This is a genomic window from Streptomyces sp. NBRC 109706 (genome assembly GCF_000974485.1).
GTDB lineage: Bacteria > Actinomycetota > Actinomycetes > Streptomycetales > Streptomycetaceae > Streptomyces.
On record NZ_BBOM01000006.1, the window covers coordinates 210,498 to 220,883 of the forward strand.

Consider the following 10,386-nt stretch of genomic DNA (forward strand, 5'->3'; position numbering starts at 1 on the left):
ACAGAGAGCCAACGCATGTCTCAGCAGATCATCGTCCTCGTCACCACCCGCAACGGGTACGTTCTCCTCGATCGCGACGAGCTGCCGCAGGCAACCGTCCCGGCCCACGGGGACCTCGCGCTCACCGGACGGCTCACCCTCGCCCGTCAGACCGGACACCTCGCCGACATCACCCGCGCCTGGACCGTGCAACCCACCGGACCGGAGAACGACGGCGAACTGTGGGTGCTGGACGGGGGAACGTTCGACACCGTCCCGGACGTCACCGAGGACACCAACGCCGACGCCCGCTGGGCGCCCATCACCTCCCTCGCCGACAACGCCGCCGTCCAGGAAGCCCTGGACGCCGCCGAGGCCGGCGTCAGTGTTCGGCTGTCAGGAGAACCGTCGCGGTGAACGCTTCGACGCCGTCGACGACCGCGTCGAAGCGGGGGGAGTGGACGATGTCGAACGAGTGTTGCGCGCCGGGGAGTTCGACGTAGACGACCGGGTTGGTCGACGCCTCGCGCAGCTGAGCGGCGAAGTGTCTGGCGCCTTCGACGGTGCCGAGGCCGTCCCTGGTGCCGTGGGCGATGAAGAACGGCGGCGCTTCGGGGTGGATATAGCCCTGGGGTTGGGGCGGGGGCGGGGGCTCGTTCGGTGGGTCGCCGAAGTAGTGGCCGTAGTAGCCGTAGAGGCAGATCGCCGCCGTGACCGAGGTGTCGGAGGATTCGAATCCGGGTTGGAACGCCGGGTCGTTCGGGGTGAGCGCGCACAGGCCGGCCATATTGGATCCCGCCGAGCTGCCCGCCACAAACAGCCGGGACGGGTCGGCGCCGTACTCGGGGCCGTGTTCGTGGACCCAGGCGATGGCCTTCTTGGCGTCGATCTGGTGGCCGGGGAACGTGGTCTCGGGCCGCAGCCGGTAGTTGGCGCTGACGCACACCCATCCCTGGGAGGCGAGCCGGTACAGCAGGGGCCGGGCCTCGCGGCTCTTGGCCCCGCTGGTGTAACCGCCGCCGTGGAAGTAGAGCAGGACCGGGGCGTTCCCCGGCGCGTCCCGGCGGCGGTAGACGTCGAGGAGGTTGCGGCGGCCGGCGTCGCCGTAGCTGATGTTGCGGACGCGGGTCACGTCCCGCCGTCGCATATGGCCCGGCAGCAGCAGGATGCGGGCCCAGGGGCGGTGGCGGCGCAGCGGCGCGCGGACGCGCTCCCGCCAGCCGGCTCGGAGCCCGTCGTCGAGGGCCCGCCCGACCGCCACGTCGGAGCGCACTCCGCGCCAGGCGGAGACGGTCAGGCCGATGGTGGCGAGGGCGGCCACCGCGACCGTCATCCTGGCGCCCGTCGTCTGCAGATCGCCCTGGGCGGCGGCCAGCGCCGTGGAGGCCACCAGGAAGTAGATGCCCAGAAACGGCACCTCGTTGATCAGCATGCCGAACCAGAAGCTCATGTTCGCCAGGAGACGTGGCCTGCGTGGGGCGACAACGGCAAAGAAGGTGCACCACGTGATGAGCGCGGTTGTCACGAGGTATCCCACAGGCATGGTGTGCACCGTACGCCTGTCGTCGTCTAGCCGTTCTCGCGGTGGCCACGGCGACGGCGGGCCGACGGTGGGGGCGGGGGGTGGGGGACGCCGCCCGCTTGGAGCCAGGCTTCGCGCAACGCCCCGTGCAGACGGGCCAGTTCGCGGGGCGCGTGCGGGGGCGCCGCGTGGAGGACCTGACCGTAGTGGCCACGGTCGCCGGGGCCGAACTCGGGGCCCTGGTGCAGGCCCATCCCGCCGTGGACAAAGGACGGCACCCAGCGGGCCGTGCCGTCGCGCAGGCGCAGCGCGACGCGCCAACGGCCGCCGGGCTGGGTGCTTCCGGTGCGGTGCGCGATCTCGACCTCGACGACATCCGCCCAGCGCACCCGCCGGTTGCGCACCGAGCCCACCAGCACCGCGCCCTCGTCCCGCAGCACCATCCTTCGCGACGCGATCCGTAGGCAGATCGCGGTGAGCACCGCCCACAGCGCGTACTCCCCCGCGCTCACCGAGGTCTCGGGCGCGAAGGGGCCTCGATCGCGCGTGGAGGCCCAGATACTCAGCGCCGCACACACAACCGCGGTGATCGTCGCCAACGCCCAGCCCGCACACCGCCATCGGTGCCGCAGCACCCGTCGTCCAGCCATGTCCCCCGCCCCCGTGCCTACCGAAACGGGCCGCGCCCGGTTGGTGGAGCATAGCCAAGGGGCGGGCCCGAGGTCGGCCGCCGAGGGGGCCCGCTCAGGGCCGGGCGTCGGCGTCGGCGTCGCGGAGGAGGGCCTGGACGAGGCGGCCGAAGAGGAGGCGGGCGGCCCAGGCGGTAGGGGGGTCGAGGAGGCGTCGGGGGAGGCGAAGGACATGGGCCTCCTCGCGCCACCGCGCGAGCGAACCGCCGTCCGCCGGGTGCACCTCGATCTCGGCCCAGCCCGCGACAACGCGGCCGCGCTTCTCCAACCGGCAGATGCCGGCGCGGTGTCGGGTGGGCGGCCGCCAGCGGACGACGTCCATCGGGTCGTCGAACGAGGCCCGTCCGATGCCGGTACGGGCCAGGACGGTGGTGGTGCCGGCCTCGGTGGGTCCGGGTGGGTGGACGGCGATCCTGGTCAGCGGGATATGGGCGGCGTGGCGCGGCCAGTCGGTGAGGCGCCGCCAGGTTTCGTCGGCGGGCAGCGGGGACCGGCGTTCGACGGTGAAGAGGGCCACGGGCCGATGGTAGGAGGCGGGGCACCCGAGGGCGGCGAACTCCGCGTCCGGCGCGCCGTTTTCCCTACACTGGGTCGATCGATCAGCACGTCGGGGGCTCAATGACCGGGGGCACGTCGTCGGGGGACGGCAGGGTTCCGTTCTTCCAGGACCGCGTCCCGTTTCTGGCCTGCCTGGACGAGCAGGAGCGGGAGGAACTGCTGGCGCTGGGCCCCAAGGTCACCTACCGGGCACGCAGCGAGCTGATCAGGGAGCACGAGCCCTCTTCGCATGTGCACCTTGTCGTCAGTGGGCGGCTGATGGTGACGGCGGGTTCGCCCAACGGCTATGTGGCGCTGCTGGCGCTGCGCCGGCCGGGGGATGTGCTCGGCGAGTCGGCGGCGTTGACGGGGCGGGCGCGTTCGGCGACGGTGACGGCGCTGGAGATGGCCGAGTGTGTGCTGGTCGGCAGGGACGCGTTTCTGGACTTTCTGGCCCGGCGCCCGGCCGCGCATCGGAAGCTCAGCGCGCTGCTGGTGGAACGGGTCAGGGCCGGGGACCGGCGCGCGTTGGAGCTGGCGTCGATGACGGTGCGGGAACGGTTGGCCGCGCTGCTGCTGGATCTGGCCCGTTCGCACAGTGAACGCACCGAGGACGGGCTGTTGTTGACGGTGCCGCTGAGCCAGCAGGAGTTGGCCGGTTCGGTCGGCGCCTCGCGGGAGGCGATCGTGCGGCTGCTGACGGAGTTCCGGGGCAGCGGGGTGCTGGTGACGGCGCGGCGGAGGATGTGGCTGCGCCGGCCCGAGGTGCTGCGCCGGATCGCCCGCGCGGAGGAGAGTGCGCAACGGTAGGCGCGTTGTGCGTCATCGGTCACAGTCGGTCCGCGTCTCCTGCCCTGGAGGGGAGGCTCGTTTCTCGGTCACCCTGCTGTTCGGACAGTGATGCGGCGCCCGGCGCACCGGGCCCGCGGGAGAGGGAGGGGCTGGAGATGGCGGAGGCGAAGCCGGAGTTTCCTCGCCGGTTGGCGGAGCAGCTGCTGGCGGAGGTCAGGGTGGAGATAGCCAGGGCCGACAGCAAGGCGGCCCTGCTGGTGGCGGCGTTGGGGCTGGGCGCCGGGCTGTTCGGCGGGATGACGACGAGTGGCGACTGGTCGCCGGGGGCGCTGCCGCCGGCCGGCCGGCTGTCGTGGTGGCTGGGGGTGGTGGCCCTGATGGTGGCGCTGGCCGCGTTTCTGCTGGCCGTGGCGCCGCGCTTCGGGTCGGGGGAGTGGACGCCCGAGGCGCCGCTGACGTACTTCGGCGACATACACCAGGCGGCGGTGCGCGGTCGGTTACGGGAGGCTCTGTCGGCCACCGAGGCGGCGCCGGACCGGCGGCTGGTCCAGGCGCTGGAGTTCAACAGCCGTATCGCGTCGGTCAAGTTGCGCTGGGTGCGGCACGGGCTGGTGGCGGTGGCCGCCGGGGTGGTGCTGATCTCGGGTGCGCTGCTGAGTGGTTGACGGCCGTCGGGGTGCCGTAAGGGGCGACGGTTGACTTCAACTGTGCTTGAACTTCTACGGTGTTGCCGTCGCGCCGCGCGAATCACCGTCGGCGCCGGGACAGTTGAGGGAGACGGGCTGATCATGACGGACCAACCGATTCGCGTCGAGGTGCTCAGCGGAAGCGTGCGGGAGGGGCGGGTCGGCCCGGCGGTGGCGTCCTGGTTCCTGGAACAGGCCCGCGCGCTCCCTGAGTTCGATGCCGGGCTGATCGATCTGGGGGACTACGAGCTGTCCGACCGTCTCTCGGCGAACCCGCCGGCGGCGACCGGCGCGGCGCTGGCCGAGATCACGCCCCGGTTGGGCGCGGCCGACGCCTTTGTGGTGGTCACCCCGGAGTACAACCACAGCTTTCCCGCCTCGCTGAAGACGGCCATCGACTGGCACCACGCGGAGTGGCAGGGGAAGCCGGTCGGGCTGGTCTCCTACGGCGGGGTGTCCGGCGGGCTGCGGGCCGCCGAGCATCTGCGGCAGGTGTTCGCCGAGCTCAACGCCACCACCGTGCGGAACACCGTCAGCTTCCACCGGTTCAGCGCCAAGGACCACGGGCCCTGGGACGACTTCGGGGACGTCGGCGACCAGGACGCGGCCACCGCCGCCAGGGCGCTGCTCGATCAGCTGGGTTGGTGGGCGCTCGCGCTGCGCGAGGCGCGCGCCGCCCGCCCCTACCGGGCGTGAGCCCGGGGCGGGGCGGCCGTCACCGGCCCCGGTAGACCTCGGCCACGGCGGCGAACGCGGCCTTGGGCTCCCAGGGCAGATCGGGGTAGCTGGTGCCGTGCCCGTCCGGCAGGACCTTGACGATGCCGAGGCTGGCGAGGTCCAGGTCGAGCCTGGGGTCGCCGTCGGGGCGGTGCGGGAGGTTGTCGAGCGCGAAGAGGAAGACAAAGGTGGCGTCGACGCCCTCCTCGTCGAAGATGCCCAGCAGTTCCCGCAGATAGGCGGCCTGGCCCGGCTCGTCGCGTTCGAAGACGCCGGAGAGCCGGACGGGGACGCCGGCCGCGTCGTGTTCCAGGATCTCCATGCTGCGTGGCGCCCGGTCGGCCGCGCCGCGCCAGGTGGCGGTGCCGAAACCGGTGATGGCGACGGGCTTTCCGCCGGCGACGACGGCCCGCACGCCGTCCCGGAACCGGTCGGCCACCTCGGCGGAGCGGATGAGTTCGACGGCGACGATGTCGAACAGCTCCCAGTCGACCCGCTCGAACGGGATCGCCGCATAGGTGACGGGTCCGTGGAACGTCCGGCGGACCGCCTCGACGGCCGTCCGGAGGAAGGCGTCGAGCCGACCGCCCGACTCGGCGATCCGCTCGGCGCGGCCCTCCGGATCGGCCAGCAGCCCGGCCAGCCGCTCGTCCACGCTGTCGCCTGGCGCGAACCCCCGGTTCATCAGGGTGAGTTCGACGCCGGTGACCAGGACCACCTCGGCTCCCCCGGCGCGCAGCCGTTCGGCTCGTGCCGCGCAGTCGGCGAAGAGCGTCAGCATCTCCTCGGCGGTCAGTTCCAGCGGGTAGGGCGAGAACCAGACCTCCAGGCCGAGCCGGGCGGCCTCGCGGGCCGCCAGCTCCAGCCGCTCCGGATCGCCGCCGGTGATCTGGACGGCGGTGCAGTGCAGATCGTCCCTGATGACGGCCAACTCCCGGGCGACGCGCGCCGGATCGAAGGTCGGACGGGAGTTGTCGCCCCGCCGGACAAAGCCGGTGTCATAGGTCATTCCTCTGGCCCGCATGACGCATGTCCCCTCTCTCGGTGGGCGCGGTCGCGGCGAGCGCGCCCCGAACGGGAGGAGACGCTACGCGCCAAACTTGCGTGCACGCAATATTGCGTCCACGCACTTTCTCTGCCATGCTGGTGCGCGTGACCAAGGACCGCGCCACCCCGGGACCGCCCGAGCGCACCAGGGAAGCCGACGGCCCACGGGACCAACAGGGCCTGCGCGAGCGGAAGAAGCAGGCCACCAGGGAGGCGCTGCGCACGGCGGCGCTGCGGCTGGCGCTCGAGCACGGCGCCGAGCGGGTCAGGGTCGACGACATCGCCAGGGCCGCCGGCGTCTCGCCGAGGACCTACAACAACTACTTCTCCAGCCGCGAGGAGGCCATCGTCGCGGCCGTTCTCGCCGACCGGGAGGCCCGGGTCGCGGCGGCCGTCGACGCGGCGCCGGCCGGGTCCGGCCTCGCCGAATCGGTCACCGAGGCCGTGGTGACGGAGTACACCGATCCCCCGGGCCAGAGCCGGGAGTTCCTGCTGCTGCTCACCACCAGCCCCCAGCTCCGCGCCTGTTACGCGGACGCGGCGGGCGCGCTTGAGGCGCCGCTGGCCGAGGCCATCGCCCGGCGCGCGCCGGGCGTGGACACGGTCACGGCGCGGGTGCTCGCCGCCGGGGTGGCCGCGGCCGTCCGGGTCGCGGTGCGCGGCTGGATCGCGCCGCCGAAGGACGAGACGCCGGACGGGGCCCTGCTGGTGCCCGTCGGATCGCTGCCGGCGCGGCTCCGCGCGGCGCTGGCCGCGCTCGCGCCGGCGCTGGACGCCGCCGCGCGCGCCCCGCGCTGATCCCCTCCCGTCGAGGGTCGGTTGTCGGTGAATAGCCGTTGAATACCGGCAAAAGAACGGTAATTGCCGGCCTTCCGAAACCGGGCGGATCCGCCGGGGACTTTGTGGCGGCAACTGCCGGAGCCCCCTTGACGAGCGTCGGCAGTCTCGAAGATCGTGGGTCCGCCCTTCTACGCACGGCGAACTCGCGGCCGTTGTACGGCGCGGCCCTCGTCACACCAGCGTCCCGCGCGCCAGTGGGGCATGCAGCATCAGTCGACGGTTGACCGGCCGTGGACCTGCACGCTGGAGGGGGACTGCTGTGCGAAGCGGACCATGTCGCGCCACATCATGCCGAAGCGCACGGAACGGAACCACGGCGGACAGCGGGGGCGGATCCGGCGAGGGCCTTTTCTTATGTCGCGCCTGCCGGGATCGGCTCGCCCGTCAGCTGTTGCAGTTACCGACCCTGTACGCGGACTGCCATCGGGAGACGGCCGTCGACGGGGTGCGGGTGATACGGAAGGCGCCGCGTAAAAGCGCGGCCGCCAACGTCATAAATCCCGCCGCCGCCGAGATTCGCTCAACGATCCGAAAGGCGCTGGCCTCCTGGGCGGGCCTGGTCGCCGAGGAACGTCGACTGCCGCCGCCCGCCAGGGACATGGCAACGCTGGCGCACTTTCTCGGCCGCCATATCGAATGGCTGTGCCGCCATCCGGCGGCCGGCGAACTGGCGGACGAAATACGGGAGCTGACCCGCCGAGCGCGGGATATCGCCTATCCGAACGATATGCGCCGGGTCCCGATCGGCAGTTGCCCGGACGACGGCTGCCCGGGGGAACTGGTGGCCCTGATGCGGCACCGGGACGCGCGGGCGCCGTCCGAGATCGTCTGCTCCGTCTCCCCCGACCACTCCTGGCCCGCCACCCGTTGGACCGGGCTCGCCCGCCGGATACGCACCAGGCAAGGAGAACGTGCTTGAACCGCAGAAACGCGCTCGCCGGCCTCACCGCCGATGACATCGCCAGCATCTGGCGCATTCCCAAGGGCACCATCTATCGGTATGCCCACACCTACCGTTGGCGCCGTTACACCCAGACCGGGCGCGCCTATTACCACCCCGAGGATGTCACGACCACGATCGACGGGCTGACCAGGGAGGAACACTGACCGATGGGCCGGCGCACCGGAACACCGCCACATCGACGACAACTCGGCGGCAACTCGCCCGGCTGCCCCGGCTCCAGCATCTCCGCCATCTCCACGAAACGGACATCGACGGCTGAGTCACCCGAAGAACCTTGACACCCTGCACCGAAGAACCTATGAATATACTGGCACCCCGGACTCTGCCCACTCGCCACCGGCGCCCATCCCCTTTCTGATTCACGTCGATGCACGCCGACTCACGCCGGAACGGGGTAATTCCACGCCGGTTCCCGGGAATTCACGCGCCCGGCGGTTTGTTTTCTCCAGAGAATTTCGAGAGTTGTCGGCGCCCGACGCCGATACGCAGACGGTATTCATCTCCGGCCGGCCCGGTGCCGCCGGATCACGGGAGACAGGTGAGCCCACGCATGATCGCAAGGGAATCGCAACTGGTGGAGCTGGTCGACGCGGACGGCATGGCCAACGGCTCCGCCACCGTCGCCGAGGCGCACACCGCGCCCGGCCGGCTGCACCGCGCGTTCTCGGTGCTGCTGCTGGACGACGAGGGCCGCGTGCTGCTCCAGCAACGGGCGGCGGTGAAGACCAGGTTCGCGCTGCGCTGGGCCAATGCCTGCTGCGGCCATCCCGCCCCGGGGCAGAGCGTGGTCGAGGCGGCCGAGCAGCGGCTGGTCGAGGAGATCGGCGTGCGGGGCGTGACGCTGCACGACACCGGCGTCTATCTCTATCGGGCCGAGGACCCGGCGACCGGCCGGGTGGAGCACGAGTACGACCATGTGGTGCTCGGGCGGGTGCCGGTGAATCCGGGGCTGAGCCTGGATCCGGCCGAGGTGGCCGATGTCCGCTGGGTCGGGCCGGACCGGCTCCGTCTCGAACTGGCCGACAAACCGGCTGAGTTCTCCCCCTGGCTGGCCGGCGTGCTCGGGGTGGCCACCGAGGCGGCCGACCGGCTCCCGGCGGCCGCCGCCCTCGCCCACCCCTGACCGACGGCGGCCCCGACACGGGAACGTTCGGGGCCGCCGCACGCTCGGTGCCGGCCCGGCCGTCAGAACGCGTGCGGACCGAAGCGGCCCCAGGCCACCAGGACCGCCGCGGCGAACAGCACCACATTGGTGGCGACGGCCTGACGTTCCCCACGGCGTTGGTGCACGACCATCGCGCCGACCATCAGCAGCGCCACCCCGACGGCGGCCGACGGCACCAGCACCGGCGCGATATCGACCATCGCCGGCAGGACGAGGCCGACCGCGCCCAGGAGTTCCAGGATCCCGATGGTCCGGATGAACGGATCGCCGACCTCCGTCACGAACCCGTAGCCGGCGGCGGCCAGTTGCTCTCTCGTCCGGAGCAGCTTCAGCACGCCGCTGAACAGAAAGAGCGCGGCCAGCAGCGACGCGACAATCCACAGGGCAACGTTCACAGACGGTTCCTCCTCGCTGGGGTCGGAGCCCGGCGGGCTCGGAGGTACGACGAAATGGACCCCCTTGATGTGAGGTCCCCCTGGACGGCCGAACGGTGAGCACGCCCCCCGAGCCCGGGGAGGGGCGGCGCGAACCGGGGCCGGGCGCGGTCCTCGGGGAACGTCGTCAACTGATCAATCTCGGCTACCGGTTCCTCGGCTCGCTCTCCGACGCCGAGGACGTGGTGCAGGAGACCTATGCCCGCTGGTACGCCCTGTCCGGGGAGCAGCGGGCGGCGATCGCCTCGCCCGGCGGCTGGTTGACGACGGTGGCGAGCCGGATCTGTCTCGATGTGCTGGGCTCGGCGCGGGCCAGGCGGGAGCGCTATGTCGGGGAGTGGATCCCGGAGCCGCTGCCCGACCGGACGGAGTGGATCGGCGGCCGCCGGGGCGACGCCGACGCCGACCCGGCGGACCGGGTCACCCTCGACGAGTCCGTGCAGATGGCGTTTCTCGTCCTGTTGGAGTCGATGACGCCGGCCGAGCGGGTGGCGTTCCTTCTGCATGACGTCTTCCGCTACTCCTTCGCCGAGGTGGCGGAGATCGTCGGCCGCTCGCCGGCGGCCTGCCGGCAGCTGGCCTCGACGGGCCGACGGCGCGTCGCCGCCGCGCGTTCGACGGGGGCCGTCCCCCCGGCCCAACACGCCGAGGTCGTGCGGAGGTTCAGGCTGGCCTGGGAGGCCAGGGACATCGGGGCGCTGATCGCCGTCCTCGATCCCGAGGTGCGGGCCGTGGCCGACGGCGGCGGGCTGGCCAGCGCCGTGCCGCACCCCGTCGACGGCCGGGAGTCGGTCGCCCGGGTCCTGGTCGACCTCGCCAACGGCGTCTCCGCGACCGACGACGGCCCCGGAGTGGCGTTCCTGGAGCGCACCGTCAACGGCCAACCGGGGCTGGTGGCCCAGTGGCGGGGGGTCACCGTCGCGGTGCTGGCGTTCGAGGTCGCCGACGACCGGATCAGCCGCATCTGGGCCATGCGCAACCCGGAGAAGCTCCGCCCCTGGGCGGTCTGACACC

14 protein-coding genes are annotated in these 10,386 nt (G+C 72.2%); 9 read left to right on the top strand and 5 right to left on the bottom strand.

Annotated elements, in window-relative coordinates; all coding sequences use genetic code 11:
* The first annotated feature begins 15 nt into the window (after positions 1–15).
* Positions 16–396 (top strand): hypothetical protein, encoded by a 381-nt coding sequence (locus tag AOM46_RS11230; protein WP_062209253.1) that lies wholly within the window; start codon positions 16–18, stop codon positions 394–396.
* Here the strand turns inward: AOM46_RS11230 and AOM46_RS11235 are convergent.
* From AOM46_RS11235 to AOM46_RS11245, 3 genes are all read right to left on the bottom strand, one after another.
* Positions 362–1,429, bottom strand: coding sequence for an alpha/beta hydrolase (locus AOM46_RS11235; RefSeq protein ID WP_234313736.1), 1,068 nt, complete (start codon positions 1,427–1,429; stop codon positions 362–364). The genes AOM46_RS11230 and AOM46_RS11235 overlap by 35 nt on opposite strands.
* 119 nt (positions 1,430–1,548) lie before the next feature.
* Positions 1,549–2,151, bottom strand: a complete 603-nt coding sequence (locus AOM46_RS11240) for a hypothetical protein (RefSeq protein ID WP_158920382.1) — start codon at positions 2,149–2,151, stop codon at positions 1,549–1,551.
* A gap of 94 nt (positions 2,152–2,245) precedes the next feature.
* Positions 2,246–2,707 (bottom strand): SRPBCC family protein, encoded by a 462-nt coding sequence (locus AOM46_RS11245; RefSeq protein WP_062209259.1) that lies wholly within the window; start codon positions 2,705–2,707, stop codon positions 2,246–2,248.
* 101 nt (positions 2,708–2,808) lie between these two features.
* On the opposite strand from AOM46_RS11245, the gene AOM46_RS11250 reads away from it, so the two are divergent.
* The 3 genes from AOM46_RS11250 (at position 2,809) to AOM46_RS11260 (ending at position 4,901) form a co-directional block, all read left to right on the top strand.
* Positions 2,809–3,537: a Crp/Fnr family transcriptional regulator gene (locus AOM46_RS11250; protein ID WP_062209262.1), complete on the top strand. Its 729-nt coding sequence runs from the start codon at positions 2,809–2,811 to the stop codon at positions 3,535–3,537.
* A 137-nt stretch (positions 3,538–3,674) separates the two neighbouring features.
* On the top strand, positions 3,675–4,184 hold the full coding sequence (locus tag AOM46_RS11255) for a Pycsar system effector family protein (protein WP_062209266.1): 510 nt from the start codon (positions 3,675–3,677) through the stop codon (positions 4,182–4,184).
* A 123-nt stretch (positions 4,185–4,307) separates the two neighbouring features.
* Positions 4,308–4,901, top strand: coding sequence for an NADPH-dependent FMN reductase (locus AOM46_RS11260; RefSeq protein WP_062209269.1), 594 nt, complete (start codon positions 4,308–4,310; stop codon positions 4,899–4,901).
* A 19-nt stretch (positions 4,902–4,920) separates the two neighbouring features.
* On the opposite strand, the gene AOM46_RS11265 is transcribed toward AOM46_RS11260, so the two are convergent.
* Positions 4,921–5,946 carry a hypothetical protein gene (locus tag AOM46_RS11265; protein ID WP_062209272.1) on the bottom strand — a complete coding sequence of 342 codons (1,026 nt, stop codon included), beginning with the start codon at positions 5,944–5,946 and terminating at the stop codon, positions 4,921–4,923.
* 116 nt (positions 5,947–6,062) lie between these two features.
* Here AOM46_RS11265 and AOM46_RS11270 point away from each other — a divergent pair, with 116 nt between their 5' ends.
* The 4 genes from AOM46_RS11270 to idi all read left to right on the top strand — a co-directional run bounded on the left by AOM46_RS11270 (position 6,063) and on the right by idi (position 8,896).
* A complete protein-coding gene (locus tag AOM46_RS11270; RefSeq protein ID WP_078856715.1) occupies positions 6,063–6,767 on the top strand; it encodes a TetR/AcrR family transcriptional regulator in 705 nt (234 codons plus the stop codon).
* Positions 6,768–7,200: 433 nt separating this feature from the next.
* Positions 7,201–7,728 carry a hypothetical protein gene (locus AOM46_RS11275; protein ID WP_234313737.1) on the top strand — a complete coding sequence of 176 codons (528 nt, stop codon included), beginning with the start codon at positions 7,201–7,203 and terminating at the stop codon, positions 7,726–7,728.
* Positions 7,725–7,916 carry a hypothetical protein gene (locus tag AOM46_RS11280; RefSeq protein ID WP_062209276.1) on the top strand — a complete coding sequence of 64 codons (192 nt, stop codon included), beginning with the start codon at positions 7,725–7,727 and terminating at the stop codon, positions 7,914–7,916. Before AOM46_RS11275 ends, AOM46_RS11280 begins: the two co-directional genes overlap by 4 nt.
* Before the next feature lie 407 nt (positions 7,917–8,323).
* Positions 8,324–8,896 (top strand): isopentenyl-diphosphate Delta-isomerase, encoded by a 573-nt coding sequence (gene idi, locus AOM46_RS11285; RefSeq protein ID WP_234313738.1) that lies wholly within the window; start codon positions 8,324–8,326, stop codon positions 8,894–8,896.
* Positions 8,897–8,958: 62 nt separating this feature from the next.
* Here the strand turns inward: idi and AOM46_RS11290 are convergent, their stop codons facing one another.
* Positions 8,959–9,333, bottom strand: a complete 375-nt coding sequence (locus tag AOM46_RS11290; RefSeq protein ID WP_062209282.1) for a DoxX family protein — start codon at positions 9,331–9,333, stop codon at positions 8,959–8,961.
* Between the two features lie 95 nt (positions 9,334–9,428).
* Here AOM46_RS11290 and sigJ point away from each other — a divergent pair, with 95 nt between their 5' ends.
* Positions 9,429–10,382 (top strand): RNA polymerase sigma factor SigJ, encoded by a 954-nt coding sequence (gene sigJ / locus AOM46_RS11295; protein ID WP_062209286.1) that lies wholly within the window; start codon positions 9,429–9,431, stop codon positions 10,380–10,382.
* The last annotated feature ends 4 nt before the right edge of the window (positions 10,383–10,386 follow it).